This is a genomic window from Streptomyces sp. NPDC005955 (genome assembly GCF_042871255.1).
Classification (GTDB): domain Bacteria; phylum Actinomycetota; class Actinomycetes; order Streptomycetales; family Streptomycetaceae; genus Streptomyces.
In genome coordinates this window covers 338,566-357,423 of the sequence record NZ_JBIAIF010000006.1, presented here as the reverse complement: position 1 = coordinate 357,423, position 18,858 = coordinate 338,566, and the positions used below count along the sequence as shown (strand labels likewise).

Here is an 18,858-nt window from a genome sequence, read left to right as displayed (position 1 = left end):
CTAAGCTTACTGAACATGAAAACTGCTTTCGTTGGGAAGGGCGGCAGCGGCAAGACCACCCTGTCGTCGCTCTTCGTCCGGCATCTCGCCGCGACCGGCGCGCCGGTCATCGCGATCGACGCGGACATCAACCAGCACCTGGGGGCCGCCCTCGGCCTCGACGACGAGACCTCGGCCCGGCTGCCCGCCATGGGTGCGCGGCTACCGATGATCAAGGACTATCTGCGCGGCTCGAACCCGCGCATCGCCTCCGCCGACACCATGGTGAAGACCACGCCCCCCGGCGAGGGCTCGCGACTGCTGCGGGTCCGGGAGAACAACCCGGTGTACGACGCCTGCGCCCACCCGGTGGAACTCGACGGTTCCACCGTCCGTTTGATGGTCACCGGGCCGTTCACGGAGGCCGACCTCGGAGTCGCCTGCTACCACTCCAAGACGGGCGCGGTGGAGCTGTGCCTGAACCACCTGGTCGACGGTCGCGACGAGTACGTGGTGGTCGACATGACCGCGGGGTCCGACTCGTTCGCCTCGGGCATGTTCACCCGCTTCGACATGACGTTCCTGGTCGCGGAGCCGACCCGCAAGGGGGTCTCCGTCTACCGCCAGTACAAGGAGTACGCACGGGACTTCGGGGTCGCGCTGCACGTCATCGGCAACAAGGTGCAGGGCCCCGACGACATCGACTTCCTGCACCAGGAGGTCGGCGACGACCTGCTGGTGACCGTGGGGCACTCGGACTGGGTGCGGTCCATGGAGAAGGGGCGCCCGCCCCGGTTCGACCTCCTGGAGGACGTGAACCGCGCCGCCCTGCACACCCTCCAGAAGGCCGCCGACGCGACCTACGGCACCCGCGACTGGGAGCGCTACACGCGCCAGACGGTCCAGTTCCACCTGCGCAACGCCAAGTCCTGGGGCAACGAACGCACGGGGATCGACCTGGCCACCCAGGTCGATCCCGCGTTCGTGCTGCGCGAGCAGTCGGTCGACGCGCCGCAGCCCGTCTGAGGCGTCGACCGCCCGTCCGGGGCGGGCCGCCTCCCGCAGGAGCGGCCCGCCCCGGGGGCCGGGGGCGGGGCGTCAGCGTTCGCCGGCGGCCGGCGCCCCGGGCACGCCCTTGGGCGCCGGTGCGGGTCGGGCCGAGAGGTAGGACGCCCAGCCGCCCTTGGGGGCCTGACCGACCTTCAGGGTGCGCAGCTTGTCGAGGGTGCCCGGGTCCTGGGCGTCCAGCCAGTCGGCGAGTTGCCGGAAGGACACGCACCGCACGTCCTTCTTGGTGCACACCGACTCGATGGTCTCCTCGATGGCCCGCATGTAGGTGCCGCCGTTCCAGGACTCGAAGTGGTTGCCGATGATCAACGGCGCCCGATTGCCCTCGTAGGCCCGGTCGAAGCCCTGGAGGAGGCCGTCGCGCATCTGGTCCCCCCAGTACTCGTGCATCGACGGGTCGCCCTGGGAGGTCGTACCGGACTGGTTGACCATGAAGTTGTAGTCCATGGTCAACGTCTCGAAGGAGCGGCCGGGGACGGGGACGAGTTGCATGGACAGGTCCCACAGTCCTTCCTTCTTCTTCGGCCAGACCTGGTCGTTGACGCCGCTGGTGTCGTAGCGGAAGCCCAGTTCGCGGGCCGCCTTCATGAAGTTCTTCTGCCCTTCGAGGCAGGGGGTGCGGGCGCCGATGAGTTCCTTGTCGTAGTCGAAGGGCAGCGGATCGGCGCCCTTGAGACCGGTGTTGGTCTTCCAGTTCGTCACGAAGGACTTGGCCTGCGCGATCTCGCTCTTCCACTCGTCGACGGACCACTGTCCGACACCGCCGCTGCTGCCGCAGAAGTGACCGTTGAAGTGGGTGCCGACCTCGTTGCCCTCCAGCCAGGCGCCCCGGAGTTGGTCGACGGTGTCCTGGATGCCCTGGACGTCGTTGAAGCCGATGTCGGAGCTGCCCGTGTTGTGCTGCGGCGGGTCGTACAGCTTCCGCTTCTCCTCCGGGAGCATGTACACGCCGCTGAGGAAGTACGTCATCGTGGCGTTGTTGGCCTTCGACACCTTCCGGAAGTGCGAGAACAGTCGCTGACTGTCCTCGCCCGCACCGTCCCAGGAGAAGACGACGAACTGCGGCGGGCGTTGACCGGGCTTCAACCGTTCGGGACGCGGGAGCTTCGGCTGGGGGCCGGTGAAGGCGGTGGACCCGTCGCCGATCAGCTTCACCGCGTTCCTGGGCGCGGGGGCCGCGGACGCCTTCTTCTCCCCCGAACCGGTCTTCCGGGCTCCGGCGCTGTCGGGGTCGCCGCAGCCGGACAGGGCCATGGCGCAGGTCGCGGTCACGGCCAGGCCCGCGGCGATCCTCTGGGTGGCGGCCATCCGCCCACCTTCTTCCTGTACGACAAATCTGGGCGCCGCCAACGTCGCACGGGAACGTCAATACGTTTGTATGACAAGCCGATAAAAATGCCTATTCACTCACCTAGGTGATTGTTTGCGATCCCTAAGGCAAATGTTCGGCACGTCTCTTTACTCTGGATGACGATCCGTTTACCAACAGTTGAGTCATCCCGCCGCTGCAACGCCGTGACCCCACGGCCGCGAGCCCGCCCCCGCCCTCCGTGGGACCGGGGGCCCCTGTCCGCGACCGCGCCGCCCCGGAGGAGACGGGACATGCCTGCCTGCCCCCAGCCCGCCCACGCCACTCACACCCCCCACACCGCTCATACCGCTCATACCGACGACGAGTCCGAGCGCACCGCCTGCGCCCACCCGCCCCACAGCCCGCCGCCCCACGGCCCACCACCCGGTGCGGCGCCGCCCGTTGCGGCACCGCCCGTTGCAACGCCCCGCGGACCGCACGCCGGGCACCCCCTCGCCAGCGGCATCAGCGCGTTCCAACGCCACACGGCCCCCCTGGTACGGGGAGAGCTGGCGAGACTCGCCCGTGAGGGACAACGCCCCTCCCAACTCTTCCTCGCCTGCGCCGACTCCCGTCTCGTCACGTCGATGATCACGTCCAGCCGACCGGGCGACCTGTTCGTGGTCCGCAACGTCGGCAATCTGGTGCCCCGCCCCGGCGCCGACCGCGGTGACGACTCCGTGGCGGCGGCCATCGAGTACGCCGTGGACGTGCTGGAGGTCCGCTCGATCACCGTGTGCGGGCACTCCGGCTGCGGGGCGATGCAGGCACTCCTGTCCACCGAAGCCGCCGGAGCCGCCGGAACAAACACGGATACGGATACGGATACGGATACGAGTACGGAGCCGACGCCGCTGCGCCGCTGGCTCCGGCACGGCCTGCCCAGCCTGGAGCGGATGCGCACCCCCACCGCCGCACCGCCCCGCCTCTCCTGGCGCCCACCCGTCGACGCCGTCGAACAGCTCTGCCTCACCAACGTGCTGCAACAGCTCGCCCACCTACGGGAACACCCGTCCGTCGCCCGACGGCTCGCGCGCCAGCCCCTCGACCTGCACGGGATGTACTTCCACGTCGGCGAGGCCCAGGCCTATCTCCTGGACGAGCCGGAAGCGACGTTCACCCAGGTCACCGCCGTGGAGGACCCCCCGAGCAACCGGCGCGCCCCCGCCTCCCACACCTGACCGGCACCCCGGGCACCCGCCGTCCACCCATCCGCGACATACGCCACACAGGTCTAAACCAATTTTCGGCCAGCCCTTGTCAGCGGCCGTTGCTTCTGGTGAGCTGTGGCGCGGGACACAGCGGACCGGACCTCCTGGGAAAGGGAGAAGTCGTGAGCAACGAAAGCCTGGCCAATCTGCTGCGAGAAGACCGCAGATTCGTGCCTCCCGCCGAGCTGGCCGCACACGCCAACGTGACCGCGGAGGCGTACGAGCAGGCCAAGGCTGACAGGCTCGGCTTCTGGGCCGAGCAGGCCCGCCGGCTGAACTGGGCGACCGAGCCCACCGAGACGCTCGACTGGTCGAACCCCCCGTTCGCCAAGTGGTTCCAGGACGGCAAGCTCAACGTCGCCTACAACTGCGTCGACCGTCACGTGGAGGCCGGCAACGGCGACCGCGTCGCCATCCACTTCGAGGGCGAGCCGGGCGACGGCCGGGCCGTGACGTACGCCCAGCTCAAGGACGAGGTCTCGCAGGCCGCCCACGCCCTCACCGAGCTGGGCGTCACCAAGGGCGACCGGGTCGCCGTCTACCTGCCGATGATCCCCGAGGCGGTCGTCGCGATGCTCGCGTGCGCCCGCATCGGCGCCGCGCACTCCGTGGTCTTCGGCGGCTTCTCCGCCGACGCCATCGCGGCCCGCATCCAGGACGCCAGCGCCAAGGTGGTCATCACCGCCGACGGCGGCTACCGCCGCGGCAAGCCCTCCGCCCTCAAGCCCGCCGTCGACGACGCGCTCGGCCGGGTCGAGGGCGTCGAGAAGGTCCTCGTCGTCCGCCGCACCGGTGAGGACGTCGCCTGGACCGAGGGCCGCGACGTGTGGTGGCACGAGATCACCGCCCGTCAGTCCACCGAGCACACCCCCGAGGCGTTCGACGCCGAGCACCCGCTGTTCATCCTCTACACCTCGGGCACCACCGGGAAGCCCAAGGGCATCCTGCACACCTCCGGCGGCTACCTCACCCAGGCCGCGTACACGCACCACGCCGTGTTCGACCTCAAGCCGGAGACCGACGTCTACTGGTGCACGGCCGACATCGGCTGGGTCACCGGCCACTCGTACATCACCTACGGCCCGCTCGCGAACGGCGCCACCCAGGTCATGTACGAGGGCACCCCGGACACCCCGCACCAGGGCCGGTTCTGGGAGATCGTCCAGAAGTACGGCGTGACGATCCTCTACACCGCGCCGACCGCGATCCGCACCTTCATGAAGTGGGGCGACGACATCCCGGCCAAGTTCGACCTGAGCAGCCTGCGGGTGCTCGGGTCGGTCGGCGAGCCGATCAACCCCGAGGCGTGGATCTGGTACCGCAAGCACATCGGCGGCGACCGCTGTCCGATCGTCGACACCTGGTGGCAGACCGAGACCGGCGCCATGATGATCGCGCCGCTGCCCGGCGTCACGGAGACCAAGCCGGGCTCCGCGCAGCGCCCCCTGCCGGGCATCTCCGCGACCGTCGTGGACGACGAGGCCCGCGAGGTTCCCGACGGGGGCGGCGGCTACCTGGTCCTCACCGAGCCGTGGCCGTCGATGCTGCGCACCATCTGGGGCGACGACCAGCGCTTCCTCGACACCTACTGGTCCCGCTTCGAGGGCCAGTACTTCGCGGGCGACGGTGCCAAGAAGGACGAGGACGGCGACATCTGGCTGCTCGGCCGGGTGGACGACGTGATGCTCGTGTCCGGGCACAACATCTCCACCACCGAGGTCGAGTCCGCGCTCGTCTCCCACCCGTCGGTCGCCGAGGCGGCGGTCGTCGGCGCGGCGGACGAGACGACGGGTCAGGCCATCGTCGCCTTCGTGATCCTGCGCGGCAGCGCCGACGCCGACGACGAGAACCTCGTCGCCGACCTGCGCAACCACGTGGGCCGGACCCTCGGTCCGATCGCCAAGCCCAAGCGCGTCCTGCCGGTGGCCGAACTGCCCAAGACCCGCTCCGGCAAGATCATGCGGCGGCTGCTGCGCGACGTCGCGGAGAACCGGGAGCTGGGTGACGTCACCACGCTGACCGACTCCTCGGTCATGGACCTCATCCAGACCAAGCTGCCGGCCGCGTCCAGCGAGGACTGAACACCCCCGGCCCCCTGAGCGCCCGAAAGGGGCGTCCGGCCCGCGCACGCACCGCGTCGCGCGCCGGACGCCCCTTTCCTGCGTAGAGTGAAGATCATCCAGTACGCCCGTCGCACCACCGGGTAAGCTGTCCGTCGCGTCAAGGTCACGTCAAGAATCGGCGAACCGGACCACCGCACCACGGTGGTGCCGTACCCGCCGTCGGGGTCCGCCCCGAACCGACCGACCGGGTCCGTCCCGGTCGCCTCGACGCCGCGAGAACTACAGGTGCGCCGGGAAGTCTGGTCGGCAGCGCAGTCAGCGACCCGTTGGCCGTGCTCGCCGAACACGACCCGGAGGTCCGCACCCGTGGCCGCGCCCCGTTCCCCCCGCACCTTCCTCGGACGCCTCTCCCTGCCCGAGCGGAACTTCGTCGCCGAGGCCCTGCGCACCGAAACCGTCGGCGGCGTCCTGCTCCTCGTCGCCGCGGTCACCGCCCTGGTCTGGGTGAACACCCCCCTGCGGGACAGCTACGAGGCGGTGCGCGACTTCCACTTCGGACCCGCAGCCCTCGGCCTCGACCTGTCGGTCCAGCACTGGGCCGCCGACGGGCTGCTGGCGATCTTCTTCTTCGTGGCCGGCATCGAACTGAAACGCGAACTCGTCGCCGGGGACCTGCGCGACCCCAAGGCCGCCGTCCTCCCCGTGGTCGCCGCCCTGTGCGGCATGGCCGTACCGGCCCTCGTGTACGTCGTCACCAACCTCAGCGGCGGCGGCTCCCTCACCGGCTGGGCGGTGCCCACCGCCACGGACATCGCCTTCGCGCTCGCGGTCCTCGCCGTCATCGGCACCTCGCTGCCGTCCGCGCTGCGCGCGTTCCTGCTGACGCTCGCCGTCGTCGACGACCTGTTCGCCATCCTGATCATCGCGATCTTCTTCACCAGCGAACTGGACTTCGCCGCCCTCGCCGGCGCCTTCCTGGGGCTCGTCGTCTTCTGGCTGCTGCTGCGCAAGGGCGTCCGCGGTTGGTACGTGTACGTACCGCTGGGCCTGGTCATCTGGGGCCTGATGTACAACAGCGGCGTCCACGCCACCGTCGCCGGGGTCGCCATGGGCCTGATGCTGCGGTGCACCCGGCGCGAGGGCGAGGCCCACTCCCCGGGCGAGCACATCGAACACCTGGTGCGCCCGGTCTCGGCGGGCCTGGCCGTACCGTTGTTCGCGCTGTTCAGCGCCGGCGTACCGATCTCCGGCGGGGCGCTCGCCGAGGTCTTCACCCAGCCCGAGACGCTCGGCGTCGTCCTCGGGCTGGTGCTCGGCAAGGCGCTGGGCATCTTCGGCGGCACCTGGCTCACCGCCCGCTTCACCCGGGCCTCGCTCAGCGACGAACTCGCCTGGCCCGACGTGTTCGCGGTGGCGACGCTCGCCGGCATCGGCTTCACCGTCTCGCTGCTGATCGGCGAGCTGGCGTTCGCCGACGACCCCGCCCTCACCGCCGAGGTCAAGGCGGCCGTCCTGACCGGCTCCCTGATCGCGGCCCTGCTCGCCGGTGTGCTGCTGAAGTTCCGCAACCGCACGTACCAGCGGCTGTGGGCCGACGAGGAGCGCGACGAGGACCTCGACGGCATCCCCGACGTCTACGAGCAGGACAACCCGGAGTACCACCTGAGGATGGCCGAGATCCACGAACGGAAGGCCGCCGAACACCGCAGGCTCGCGAAAGTGATGGCCGGGGCAGGCGACGGGGGCGACAGTCCGGCATGATCTGACATCAAAGCGTCATCGCCGCCCCGTCGGGCGGCGGCGCCCGGCCGCCCCGGACCACCACTGCTCCGGAGCACCGGCCGGACCAGACGGACGCACCGGAACGACGGACACACCGGAACAGAGGGAGTACGCGATGAGCGCACCGGAGGCCCCCGTGGGCGCCGACCGCAGCCTCGGCACCTTGGTGGCCAGCGCCACCAGCGAGATGTCGGCGCTGGTGCACGACGAGATCGCGCTGGCCAAGGCCCAGCTGCGCCAGGACGTCAAGCGCGGCGCGTTCAGCGGCGGCGCGTTCGCCGCGGCCGGCACCGTGCTGCTGTTCTCACTGCCGATGCTGAGCTTCGCGCTCGCGTACGGCATCCAGGCGTGGAGCGGCTGGCACCTCTCCGTCTGCTTCCTGCTGTCGTTCGCCGCGAACGTCCTGGTCGCCGTGGTCCTCGGCCTGATCGGCGTGGCGTTCGCCAAGAAGGCGAAGAAGGGCAAGGGCCCGCAGAAGGTGGCCGCTTCGGCCAAGCAGACGGCCGCCGTGCTCCAGCACGCCAAGCCGCACCCGCGTCCGCTGGCCAAGGACGACGAGTTCCTCGACACGCCCGAGCTTGTGGCACGCTCGTCCTCATGACCGACCCGGCCACCCCCTCGGCGCAGCCGCCCTCACCCGTACGGATCGAGGGCCCCTGGACGCATCGTGACGTCGCCGCCAACGGGGCGCGCTTCCACGTCGCGGAGCTCGGCGAGGGGCCGCTGGTCCTGTTGCTCCACGGGTTCCCCCAGTTCTGGTGGGCCTGGCGGCACCAGCTGGTCGCGCTCGCCGACGCCGGGTTCCGGGCCGTGGCGATGGACCTGCGCGGGGTCGGCGGCAGCGACCGCACCCCGCGCGGTTACGACCCCGCGAACCTCGCCCTGGACATCACCGGGGTGGTCCGCTCCCTCGGGGAGCACGACGCGGCCCTCGTCGGGCACGACCTCGGCGGCTATCTGGCGTGGACGGCCGCGGTGATGCGGCCCAAGCTGGTCCGACGGCTCGCCGTGTCCTCGATGCCGCACCCGCGGCGCTGGCGTTCGGCGATGCTGTCGGACGTCCGGCAGACCGCGGCCGGCTCCTCCGTGTGGGGCTTCCAACGGCCCTGGCTGCCGGAACGTCAGCTGGTCGCCGACGACGGGGCCCTGGTGGGGCGTCTGATCCGGGACTGGTCCGGGCCCCGCATCGACGCGTTCCCCGATCCGGTGGTGGACGCGTACCAGCGGGCGATGTGCATCCCGTCCACCGCGCACTGCTCGATCGAGCCGTACCGGTGGATGGTGCGCTCGCTCGCCCGGCCGGACGGCTTCCAGTTCAACCGTCGGATGAAGCGGCCGGTACGGGTGCCGACGCTGCACCTGCACGGTTCCCTCGATCCGGTCATGCGCACGCGCAGCGCCGCGGGTTCGGGACAGTACGTGGAGGCGCCCTACCGGTGGCGGCTGTTCGACGGGGTCGGGCACTTCCCCCACGAGGAGGACCCGGTCGCGTTCTCCACCGAGTTGGTCAACTGGTTGAAGGACCCCGAGCCGGACCGCTGAGCAGCCCGGGAGACACGCGGCCAATTGCCGCGCGCATAGGCCAATTGGGGGCGCGCGGGGCGGTTACCGACCTTGGGGGCCGGGCACACGTCGGGTATGGGCTGGACGCACGACCACAGTGACGCAGCACGCGAGGGCCGCTCGGGTTCCGGGCCGGGCTCCCTCCAACGGAGCGGTACGCGCCGGGTGGGCGAGAGCCCCGGCGGACGGGCCATCGGCATCCCGCGCATCCTGCGCCGCCGCGCCCGCTGGGTGTCCGCCCGGCTCCGCCATCCCCGCCCCTGACCGGCCCCGCCCGCAGCTAGCCCCCGCCGGGCCGCTGCGGGCTACAGGGCGCAGCCCTGGCTGTCCACCTGCTGGTTGGCCTTCCGGCCCGCCTCGACGTCCTCGCGGACCTCGTCGGCGGTCAGGGCGTACCCCGTGTCGGGATCGTCCAGGGACTTGGCGAAGATCACTCCGTAGACCCGTCCGTCGGGCGTCAGCAGGGGTCCCCCCGAGTTGCCCTGACGCACCGTCGCGTACAGCGAGTACACGTCGCGGTGGACGGTGCCCCGGTGGTAGATGTCGGGTCCGTTCGCGGTGATCCTGGCCCGGACGCGGGCCTCCTGCACGTCGTACGCCCCGTTCTCGGGGAAGCCCGCGACGATCGCCCCCGCCCCGCTCTTCGCCTCCCGGTCCGTGACGAACTGGAGTGCGGGCGCCTTCAGCTGGGGCACGTCGAGCACGGCGATGTCCCGCTCCCAGTCGTAGAGCACGACCTTGGCGTCGTAGAGCCGCCCCTCTCCGCCTATCTGGACGGTGGGCTCCTCGACCCCGCCGACCACGTGCGCATTGGTCATGACCCGCCGCTCGGCGAAGACGAAGCCGGTGCCTTCGAGGACCTTGTTGCAGCTCTGCGCGGTGCCCAGGACCTTCACGATGGAGCGCTTCGCATGGGCGGCGACCGCGCTGTTGGCGAGCGCCGGATCGGGCGGCTTGACCTCGTTGATGGGCTCGTTGGCGAAGGGGCTGAAGACCTGCGGGAAGCCGTTCTGCGCGAGCACGGACGAGAAGTCGGCGAACCAGGTGTCGGCCTGCTCGGGCAGCGCCCGGGAGATCCCGAGGAGCACCTTGGAGCTGCGCACCTCCTTGCCGACGGTGGGCATCGTCGTCCCGGCCAGGGCCGAGCCGATCAGCCAGGCCACCAGCAGCATCGCGACGACGTTGACGAGGGCCCCGCCGGTGGCGTCGAGGGCCCGCGCGGGCGACCAGGTGATGTGGCGGCGCAGCCGGTTGCCCAGATGGGTGGTGAACGCCTGCCCGACGGAGGCGCAGACGATGACGATCACCACCGCGACGATGGCCGCGGTCGTCCCGACCTCGGCGTCGTCCGTGGTGCTGTCCCAGACGACCGGGAGCAGGTAGACGGCGACCAGGCCGCCGCCGAGGAAACCGATCACCGACAGGATGCCGACGACGAAGCCCTGTCGGTAGCCGACGACGGCGAACCACACGGCTGCCACCAACAGCAGGATGTCCAGCACATTCACCGTTCCACGCCTCGCCTTGCCTCGCCGTCCACCGTGGTCCCCGTCCGGTCGCCCACTGTTTCACGCACGCCAGTCGAGGGGGACCTGCCGGGACGGGTCCCAGGGGCGCTCCCAGCCGGCGAAGTGCAGCAGCCGGTCGATGACTCCGGCGGTGAAGCCCCACACCAGGGCCCGCTCCACGAGGAACGCGGGACCGGTGTGGCCCATCGGGTGGACGGCGGTGGCCCGCTTCGCGGGGTCCGTCAGGTCCGCCACGGGGACCGTGAACACCCGGGCGGTCTCGGCCGGGTCGACCACCCCGACCGGGCTGGGCTCGCGCCACCAGCCGAGGACGGGGGTGACGACGAACTGGCTGACGGGGATGTAGAGCTTGGGCAGCACGCCGAAGACCTGCACCCCCTCGGGGTCGAGCCCCGTCTCCTCCCACGCCTCCCGGAGCGCGGCCCGCACCGGGCCGTCCCCGTGCGGATCGCCGTCGGCGGGGTCGAGCGCACCGCCCGGGAAGGCGGGCTGGCCGGCGTGGGAGCGCAGCGAGCCGGCGCGTTCCATCAGCAGCAGTTCGGGACCGCGCTCGCCCTCGCCGAAGAGGACCAGGACGGCGGACTGGCGGCCCGCGCCGTCCGCCGGGGGGAGGAAGCGGCTGAGTTGCGGGGGCTGGACGGTCTCGGCGGCCAGGGCCACCGGGGCGAGCCAGGGCGGCAGCCCGCCACTGCTGACCTCGACCGCGCCGGGGACCTCGCGCACCGGGCCTGGACCCCCGCGCACCGTGCCGGGGACCTCGCGCACCGCGCCGGGACCCCCACGGACCGGGTCGGACCCTCCGCGCACCGGGCCGGCCGCTCGGACCCCGCCGGGGCGGCCGTCGCCGCCCGCTGCCGCGCCCGCGCCTTCCGCGCCGACCCCGCCACCGGTCCTGCCGGTGCCGGCACCGCTGCCACTGCCGTTGCTGCCCGTGTGTGTCATCGACACCCCCGTCCCTGTGGACACAACGCGCGTCCGCCCCCGTATCGTTCCGGCCCGACGCGCCGGGCGCGGGCGCCCCCGCACTCCCGGGCGCCCCGGAAGTCCCGGGCGCCCCGGCCGTCCGGGCGGGCCCCGGCGGGTGCGGAGCGCGTCATCCGGCCTTCCCGGCGGCCGCACCGGTGGTCGCACCGGCGTCCGCACCGGTGGTCGCGCCCAGCGGGGGCGCGGGCCGACCGCCCGCCTCCAGATAGGACCGCGGCGGGTTCAACCGCTGCCCCGGATAGCCGCCCTTCTCGTACTTGAGCAGCTTCTCGGCCTTGTCCGGGTCGGTCTCGCCCTCCCCGTACGCCGGGCACAGCGGGGCGATCGGGCAGGCGCCGCAGGCGGGCTTGCGCGCATGGCAGATGCGGCGGCCGTGGAAGATCACCCGGTGCGACAGCATGGTCCAGTCGCTCTTCGGGAAGAGCGCGCCGACCGCGGCCTCGACCTTGTCCGGGTCGGTCTCCTCCGTCCACTTCCAGCGCCGCACCAGCCGCCCGAAGTGGGTGTCCACCGTGATCCCGGGCCGCCCGAAGGCGTTGCCCAGCACCACGAACGCGGTCTTGCGGCCGACCCCGGGCAGCTTGACCAGCTCCTCCAGGGTGCCGGGGACCTCCCCGTCGTGTTCGTCCCGCAGGGCGGCGGCCAGACCGATGATCGACCTGGTCTTGGCCCGGAAGAACCCGGTGGGGCGGATCAGCTCCTCCACCCGTTCGGGGTCGGCGGTGGCGAGGTCCTCGGGCTTCGGATAGGCGGCGAAGAGCGCCGGGGTGGTCTGGTTGACCCTCAGGTCCGTCGTCTGCGCGGACAGGACGGTGGCCACCAGGAGCTGGAAGCTGTCCTCGAAGTCCAGCTCCGGATGCGCGTACGGGTAGACCTCGGCGAGCTCCCGGTTGATCCGGCGGGCCCGTCGGACGAGGGCGGTACGGGACTCGGACCGCTGCCCCCCGGCCGCCTTCCCGGCCGCCCCGGAAGCCTTCCCGGCGGTCCCCGCGGCACCGCGCCCGGCGGTCGCCGCGGTACTCCGACCCCCCGAACCCCTCGACCGTTTTGCCGCATTTGCGGCAAGCCCGGACGATTGTTCGCCCACAGCGGAATCCCCTCGTGCGGCCACCTGCGCAGCCCCCTTGGCCTGTGCTCTCACCGGCGTTTTGGACACCCGGCCAGCCTAAAGCCCGGCACCGACACCCGCCCGGGACCTGGAGGATCGGCGCCCAATTGGCCCCCACGGGCACTGTGCGGGACGTACGTACGGCAGACTTGTGACTGATCACACTGTTTGGACCGTCCGGCAAGATGGGGAGCACGGACCCCTGAGTCAGGTCGACAAGGAGAGAACTCGTGGACGACGTTCTGCGGCGCGCCCCGCTCTTCGCGGCGCTCGATGACGAGCAGGCCGCGGAGCTGCGCGCCTCCATGAGTGAGGTGACCCTCGCGCGCGGTGACGCCCTCTTCCACGAGGGCGACCCCGGGGACCGCCTGTACGTGGTCACCGAGGGCAAGGTGAAGCTCCACCGGACGTCCCCGGACGGCCGGGAGAACATGCTGGCGGTGCTCGGCCCCGGCGAGCTGATCGGCGAGCTGTCGCTGTTCGACCCCGGACCGCGCACGGCCACCGCCACCGCGCTGACCGAGGTCAAGCTGCTCGGCCTCGGCCACGGCGACCTCCAGCCCTGGCTGAACGCCCGCCCCGAGGTGGCCGCCGCGCTGCTGCGCGCCGTCGCCCGGCGCCTGCGCAAGACCAACGACCAGATGTCCGACCTGGTCTTCTCCGACGTGCCCGGCCGGGTCGCCCGCGCCCTGCTCGACCTGTCCCGCCGGTTCGGCGTGCAGTCCGAGGAGGGCATCCACGTGGTGCACGACCTCACCCAGGAGGAGTTGGCCCAGCTCGTCGGCGCGTCCCGCGAGACCGTCAACAAGGCGCTGGCCGACTTCGCCGGCCGGGGCTGGCTGCGGCTGGAGGCCCGCGCGGTGATCCTGCTGGACGTGGAACGCCTGGCGAAGCGCTCGCGCTGAGCCCCCGACGGCGCCGAGCCGTCCCCTGAACGCCGAGGAGCGCCCCGTGAGGTCACGGGGCGCTCCTCGGCGTTCAGGGCCCCACCGGGCCGGTCAGGGGTCTGCGCGCGGCCTAGATGAGCCCGTGCTCGCCCAAGTAGTCCAACTGGGCCCGGGTGGACAGCTCGGCCGCGGGCCACAGCGAACGGTCCACGTCCGCGTACACCCGGGCCACGACCTCCGCCGCGGTCCGGCAGCCGTCCTCCACCGCGGTCTCCACCTGGGCCAGCCGGTGCGCCCGGTGGGCGAGGTAGAACTCCACGGCGCCCTGCGCGTCGTCCAGGACCGGCCCGTGCCCCGGCAGGACCGTGTGCACCCCGTCGTCGACGGTGAGCGAACGCAGCCGGCGCAGCGAGTCCAGGTAGTCCCCGAGCCGCCCGTCCGGGTGGGCGACCAGTGTGGTGCCCCGACCGAGGACGGTGTCCCCGGTGAGGACCGCCCGGTCCGCGGGGAGGTGGAAGGAGAGCGAGTCCGCGGTGTGCCCGGGGGTGGGCACCACCCGCAGCTCCAGCCCGCCCGTGGTGATCACGTCCCCGGCGGCCAGCCCCTCGTCCCCGAGCCGCAGCGCGGGGTCCAGGGCGCGCACCCGGGTCCCGGTCAGCTCGGCGAAGCGGTGCGCCCCCTCCGCGTGGTCGGCGTGGCCGTGGGTCAACAGGGTCAGGGCGACGCGCTTGCCCGCCCGTTCGGCCGTCGCGATCACGGCGCGCAGGTGCGACTCGTCCAGCGGCCCCGGGTCGATGACGACGGCGAGCGGGGAGTCCGGCTCGGCCACGATCCAGGTGTTGGTGCCGTCCAGGGTCATCGGCGACGCGTTCGGCGCCAGCACGTTCACCGCCCGTTCGGTCGCCGCCCCGGAGACCACCGCGCCCCGCGGCTGGCCGGGCAGGGGAACCGTTCCGGTCATCGCGCACCTCCCGCGCCGGGCTCCGGCGCACCGTCCGGGACGGCCCCGGAGACGGGCACCGCCTTGGTGAACTCCTCGTGGCCCGGCCAGGTCAGCACCACCCGCTCGCCCTCCAGCCGCGCCCGCGCCAGGACGGGCGTCAGGTCCCGTCCGGGAGCTGCGGCCAACGCCTCGGCGGCCGTGCCGAAGCCGGCCAGCTGGCGCAGGGTCGCGATGGTCGGCGGCATCATCGTCAGTTCCCCCCGGTCGTACCGGGCGGCGGCCGCGGCCGGTGGGGTCCACACCGTGCGGTCGGCCTCCGTGGAGGCGTTGCGGGCGCGCTGCCCCGCGGGGAGCACCGCGACGAAGAACCAGGTGTCGTAGCGGCGCGGCTCGAACTCGGGGGTGATCCACCGCGCCCAGGCGCCCAGCAGGTCCGAGCGCAGCACCAGGCCCCGCCGGTCCAGGAACCGGGCGAACGAGGTCTCACGGGCCACCAGGGCGGCCCGGTCGGCCTCCCAGTCCTCGCCGGTGGTGTCCGAGACCACCGCGTCCGGCGCGGGGCCGGCGAGCAGCACCCCGGACTCCTCGTACGTCTCCCGCACGGCTGCGCACACGATCGCCTGGGCGGTCGCCTCGTCGGTGCCGAGCCGGGCCGCCCACCAGGCGCGCGAGGGGCCGGCCCACCGCAGGTCGCGGTCGTCGTCGCGGGGGTCGACGCCACCGCCCGGATACGCGTACGCGCCCCCGGCGAAGGCCATGGAGGCGCGGCGGCGCAGCAGGTGCACCCGGGGTCCGTCGGGGGCGTCCCGCAGCAGCATCACGGTGGCGGCGCGCCGGGGCGGGGCGGCTCTCAGGGTGCCGTCCGCCCACGCGCGGATGCGGTCCGGCCACTCGGGTGGGTACCACTGCCCGTTCACCATGGCGGGAGGCTATCCCGGGGGGCGCTGATGTTCGAGGGGGCCGTGGGGCCCGGCACCGGGGCTCACCACCGGCGCCGCGGCCCGCTACGGGACTACGGAACCTAGTCGGCGACCAGCTCGACCAGGACCTCGATCTCGACCGGCGCGTCCAGCGGCAGCACCGCGACGCCGACCGCACTGCGCGCGTGCACGCCCTTGTCCCCGAAGACCTCGCCCAGCAGCTCGCTGGCCCCGTTGAGGACCCCCGGCTGACCGGTGAAGTCCGCCGCCGACGCGACGAACCCGGTGACCTTGACCACTCGCGCGACCCGGTCCAGGTCCCCGGCGACCGACTTCACCGCGGCCAGGGCGTTCAACGCGCAGGTCCGGGCGAGTTCCTTCGCCTCCTCGGCGGTGACCTCGGCGCCGACCTTCCCGGTCAGCGGCAGGGTGCCCTCCACCAGGGGCAGCTGGCCCGCGGTGTACACGTACACACCGGTCCGCACGGCGGGCTGGTAGGCCGCGAGCGGCGCTGCGACCTGCGGCAACGTGAGTCCCAGCGCGGTCAGACGCGCCTCGACCGCCCCGCTCATTCCGACTTCTCGCGCTTCAGGTAGGCGACGAGCTGCTCCGGGTTCGGACCCGGAACGACCTGCACCAGCTCCCAGCCGTCCTGTCCCCAGGTGTCGAGGATCTGCTTGGTGGCGTGGACGAGCAGCGGCACGGTCGAGTATTCCCACTTCTTGGTCATGCGGCGACTGTATCCGCTGGGAAAGGCGGCCTCCTGCGTAGGCCGTGGCGCCAGTGGTTAGGCTCGCAGGTGTGAGCAGGTTCCAGGTCGTCAGCGGCAAGGGCGGTACCGGCAAGACCACGGTCGCCGCCGCACTGGCGCTCGCCCTCGCGACCGAGGGCAAGCGCACCCTCCTCGTCGAGGTCGAGGGCCGTCAGGGCATCGCGCAACTCTTCGAGACGGAGGCGCTGCCCTACGAGGAGCGGAAGATCGCGGTGGCCCCCGGCGGCGGTGAGGTGTACGCCCTCGCCATCGACGCGGAGTTGGCCCTGCTGGACTACCTCCAGATGTTCTACAAGATGGGCAGTGCCGGGCGGGCCCTCAAGAAGCTCGGCGCGATCGACTTCGCCACCACGGTGGCGCCCGGCGTACGGGACGTCCTGCTGACCGGCAAGGCGTGCGAGGCGGTCCGCCGCAAGGACAAGGCCGGCCGGTTCGCGTACGACCACGTGGTGATGGACGCGCCGCCCACCGGTCGGATCACCCGCTTCCTCAACGTGAACGACGAGGTGGCCGGGCTCGCCCGGATAGGGCCCGTGCACCACCAGGCGCAGGCCGTGATGCGGGTCCTCAAGTCCCCGCAGACCGCCGTCCACCTGGTGACCCTGCTGGAGGAGATGCCCGTGCAGGAGACCGTGGACGGCATCGCCGAACTGCGCGCCGCGAACCTCCCGGTGGGCCGGGTCTTCGTCAACATGGTGCGTCCCCGGCTGCTGGACGGGGCCTCGCTGGCGCTGCTGGACGGAGCGGACGGCGGCGTCCCGCGCTCCGCCGTCGCCAGGTCCCTGTCGGCGGCCGGACTCGGCGGGGCCCGCAAGGGCGGCAACGCCGAGAAGCTCGTCGATCCGCTGCTCGCGCAGGCCGCCGAGTACGCGGAACGCCGCGCCCTGGAACACACCCAGCGGGCCGTGCTCGAAGGCTCCGGCCCCCCGCTGGCCGAACTGCCGCTGCTCGCCGAGGGAGTGGACCTCGCGGGCCTGTACCGGCTCGCCACGGACCTGAGGAAGCAGGACAGCGCATGACGCCACCCACCGAGCGGGCGTTGGCCGTGGACCCCCTGTTGGACGACCCCCGCACCCGGATCGTGGTGTGTTGCGGCGCGGGCGGCGTCGGGAAGACTACGACGGCCGCGGCGATCGGGCTGCGGGCCGCCGAGCGCGGGCGCAAGGTGGTCGTGCTCACCATCGACCCGGCCCGCCGGCTGGCCCAGTCCATGGGCATCGACTCGCTCGACAACACCCCGCGCCGGGTGAAGGGCGTCGACGACGCGGCCGGCGGCGAACTGCACGCCATGATGCTGGACATGAAGCGGACGTTCGACGAGATCGTCGAGTCGCACGCCGATCCCGAGCGGGCCGCCGCGATCCTGGGGAACCCCTTCTACCAGTCCCTGTCGGCCGGTTTCGCGGGCACGCAGGAGTACATGGCGATGGAGAAGCTGGGGCAGCTGCGCGCGCGGGACGAGTGGGACCTGATCGTGGTGGACACCCCGCCGTCCCGGTCCGCGCTGGACTTCCTGGACGCTCCCAAGCGGCTCGGGTCCTTCCTGGACGGGAAGCTCATCCGGGTGCTGATGGCGCCGGCGAAGGTCGGCGGCCGGGCCGGGATGAAGTTCCTGAACGTCGGCATGTCGATGGTGTCCGGCGCCCTCGGCAAGGTGTTGGGCAGTCAGTTGCTGCGGGACGTGCAGACGTTCGTGGCGGCCATGGACACCATGTTCGGCGGATTCCGCACCCGGGCGGACGCGACCTACCGGCTGCTCCAGGCGCCCGGTACGGCGTTCCTGGTGGTGGCCGCGCCGGAGCGGGACGCCCTGCGCGAGGCCGCGTACTTCGTGGAGCGGTTGGCCGCCGACGACATGCCGCTCGCGGGGCTGGTGCTGAACCGGGTGCACACCAGTGGCGCGGCCCGGCTGTCCGCGGAGCGGGCGCTCGCCGCGGCGGAAGCCCTCGACGAGCGGGCGGCGGCGGAAGCCCCGGACGGGCGGGAGGCGGACGGTCTCGACGGGCCGGCGGCGGGCGGGGGCCCTGCCGGGCGGACGGCGGCCGAGGGTCCCGATGCGGAAAATCTTGCCGGGCGGGGCATTGTCGATCAGGGGGACGGGAAAGCTGGTCTTCGGAGCGGTGTGGCTCCCCCCGAATCCCCCGAGCCCCCCAGCTCGCCCCGATCACGGCCGGAACGTCCCGAAACCCCCGATCACCCGCGTGGCGCGAGCGACCCGGGTGACCCCGACCCCCGCCCGAGCGACCGCGGTGGACCCGACCGTCTGACGGCCGGCCTGCTGCGGCTGCACGCCGAGCGCATGCAACTGCTGGACCGCGAGCGGCGCACCCGGGACCGGTTCACCGCGCTGCACCCCGAGGTGGCCGTCACCGAGGTGACCGCACTACCGGGCGACGTCCACGACCTGGCGGGCCTGCGGGACGTCGGCGAGCGGCTGGCCGCGCCGCCGGCAGCCACCACCGGGGGGACGGGGACTCCCGCCGGCTGAGCGGCCGCTCCCGCCCGCCCCCGGCAGACAGAGCACGCCGGGTGCGCGAGCAGGACGAGCACGGCGGGCACGGCGGGCACGGCGGGCACGGCGATCAGGAGGGGGTGGACGGAGGACGGAAGGCACTCGGCAGAACGATCACCGTGGGCCGAGCAACCTCGGGCCCCGCCCCCACGTCTTCCTCCACAGCACGACCCGGCGCCTCCCCCG

The 18,858-nt window shown here is 72.4% G+C and carries 17 protein-coding genes and 1 pseudogene; 10 read left to right on the top strand and 8 right to left on the bottom strand.

Annotation, left to right across the window (positions count from 1 at the left end; all coding sequences use genetic code 11):
* Positions 1–15: 15 nt before the first annotated feature.
* Positions 16–1,005 (top strand): ATP-binding protein, encoded by a 990-nt coding sequence (locus tag ACFYOU_RS18055; RefSeq protein ID WP_389771746.1) that lies wholly within the window; start codon positions 16–18, stop codon positions 1,003–1,005.
* A gap of 72 nt (positions 1,006–1,077) precedes the next feature.
* Here the strand turns inward: ACFYOU_RS18055 and ACFYOU_RS18050 are convergent, their stop codons facing one another.
* Positions 1,078–2,355, bottom strand: coding sequence for a hypothetical protein (locus ACFYOU_RS18050; protein WP_391306729.1), 1,278 nt, complete (start codon positions 2,353–2,355; stop codon positions 1,078–1,080).
* Positions 2,356–2,838: 483 nt separating this feature from the next.
* Here ACFYOU_RS18050 and ACFYOU_RS18045 point away from each other — a divergent pair.
* The 6 genes and pseudogenes from ACFYOU_RS18045 to ACFYOU_RS18020 form a co-directional block, all read left to right on the top strand.
* Positions 2,839–3,579 (top strand): annotated as a pseudogene (locus ACFYOU_RS18045) (carbonic anhydrase); the annotation flags it as partial.
* Between the two features lie 152 nt (positions 3,580–3,731).
* Positions 3,732–5,690: an acetate--CoA ligase gene (gene acs / locus ACFYOU_RS18040; RefSeq protein ID WP_389771750.1), complete on the top strand. Its 1,959-nt coding sequence runs from the start codon at positions 3,732–3,734 to the stop codon at positions 5,688–5,690.
* A 348-nt stretch (positions 5,691–6,038) separates the two neighbouring features.
* Positions 6,039–7,433, top strand: coding sequence for a Na+/H+ antiporter NhaA (nhaA, locus tag ACFYOU_RS18035; protein WP_391306727.1), 1,395 nt, complete (start codon positions 6,039–6,041; stop codon positions 7,431–7,433).
* Positions 7,434–7,569: 136 nt separating this feature from the next.
* On the top strand, positions 7,570–8,055 hold the full coding sequence (locus ACFYOU_RS18030; RefSeq protein ID WP_385484348.1) for a phage holin family protein: 486 nt from the start codon (positions 7,570–7,572) through the stop codon (positions 8,053–8,055).
* The gene (locus tag ACFYOU_RS18025; RefSeq protein WP_385761874.1) at positions 8,052–8,996 is read left to right on the top strand and encodes an alpha/beta fold hydrolase; all 945 of its coding nucleotides are present in this window, start codon (positions 8,052–8,054) and stop codon (positions 8,994–8,996) included. Before ACFYOU_RS18030 ends, ACFYOU_RS18025 begins: the two co-directional genes overlap by 4 nt.
* A 96-nt stretch (positions 8,997–9,092) precedes the next feature.
* Positions 9,093–9,281: a hypothetical protein gene (locus tag ACFYOU_RS18020; RefSeq protein WP_385484354.1), complete on the top strand. Its 189-nt coding sequence runs from the start codon at positions 9,093–9,095 to the stop codon at positions 9,279–9,281.
* 41 nt (positions 9,282–9,322) lie between these two features.
* On the opposite strand, the gene ACFYOU_RS18015 is transcribed toward ACFYOU_RS18020, so the two are convergent.
* The 3 genes from ACFYOU_RS18015 to nth form a co-directional block, all read right to left on the bottom strand.
* Complete coding sequence (locus ACFYOU_RS18015; protein ID WP_387010569.1) at positions 9,323–10,525, bottom strand: MarP family serine protease; 1,203 nt, start codon at positions 10,523–10,525, stop codon at positions 9,323–9,325.
* Between the two features lie 60 nt (positions 10,526–10,585).
* Positions 10,586–11,290: an NUDIX hydrolase gene (locus ACFYOU_RS18010; protein WP_389771772.1), complete on the bottom strand. Its 705-nt coding sequence runs from the start codon at positions 11,288–11,290 to the stop codon at positions 10,586–10,588.
* 349 nt (positions 11,291–11,639) lie between these two features.
* Positions 11,640–12,617 (bottom strand): endonuclease III, encoded by a 978-nt coding sequence (nth, locus tag ACFYOU_RS18005; RefSeq protein WP_391306723.1) that lies wholly within the window; start codon positions 12,615–12,617, stop codon positions 11,640–11,642.
* Between the two features lie 251 nt (positions 12,618–12,868).
* Between nth and ACFYOU_RS18000 the strand changes: the two genes are divergently transcribed.
* On the top strand, positions 12,869–13,543 hold the full coding sequence (locus tag ACFYOU_RS18000; RefSeq protein WP_006382668.1) for a Crp/Fnr family transcriptional regulator: 675 nt from the start codon (positions 12,869–12,871) through the stop codon (positions 13,541–13,543).
* 112 nt (positions 13,544–13,655) lie between these two features.
* On the opposite strand, the gene ACFYOU_RS17995 is transcribed toward ACFYOU_RS18000, so the two are convergent.
* The 4 genes from ACFYOU_RS17995 to ACFYOU_RS17980 form a co-directional block, all read right to left on the bottom strand.
* Positions 13,656–14,486, bottom strand: a complete 831-nt coding sequence (locus tag ACFYOU_RS17995) for an MBL fold metallo-hydrolase (protein WP_389764943.1) — start codon at positions 14,484–14,486, stop codon at positions 13,656–13,658.
* On the bottom strand, positions 14,483–15,388 hold the full coding sequence (locus ACFYOU_RS17990; protein WP_391306721.1) for an NUDIX hydrolase: 906 nt from the start codon (positions 15,386–15,388) through the stop codon (positions 14,483–14,485). The genes ACFYOU_RS17995 and ACFYOU_RS17990 overlap by 4 nt, the downstream gene beginning before the upstream one ends.
* Before the next feature lie 101 nt (positions 15,389–15,489).
* On the bottom strand, positions 15,490–15,960 hold the full coding sequence (locus ACFYOU_RS17985) for a RidA family protein (RefSeq protein ID WP_389764941.1): 471 nt from the start codon (positions 15,958–15,960) through the stop codon (positions 15,490–15,492).
* Positions 15,957–16,118, bottom strand: coding sequence for a DUF4177 domain-containing protein (locus ACFYOU_RS17980; protein ID WP_385484375.1), 162 nt, complete (start codon positions 16,116–16,118; stop codon positions 15,957–15,959). The genes ACFYOU_RS17985 and ACFYOU_RS17980 overlap by 4 nt, the downstream gene beginning before the upstream one ends.
* Before the next feature lie 71 nt (positions 16,119–16,189).
* On the opposite strand from ACFYOU_RS17980, the gene ACFYOU_RS17975 reads away from it, so the two are divergent.
* Together ACFYOU_RS17975 and ACFYOU_RS17970 are read left to right on the top strand one after the other, a co-directional pair.
* Positions 16,190–17,179 (top strand): ArsA family ATPase, encoded by a 990-nt coding sequence (locus ACFYOU_RS17975; protein ID WP_389764939.1) that lies wholly within the window; start codon positions 16,190–16,192, stop codon positions 17,177–17,179.
* Positions 17,176–18,648: an ArsA-related P-loop ATPase gene (locus tag ACFYOU_RS17970; protein WP_391306719.1), complete on the top strand. Its 1,473-nt coding sequence runs from the start codon at positions 17,176–17,178 to the stop codon at positions 18,646–18,648. Before ACFYOU_RS17975 ends, ACFYOU_RS17970 begins: the two co-directional genes overlap by 4 nt.
* The last annotated feature ends 210 nt before the right edge of the window (positions 18,649–18,858 follow it).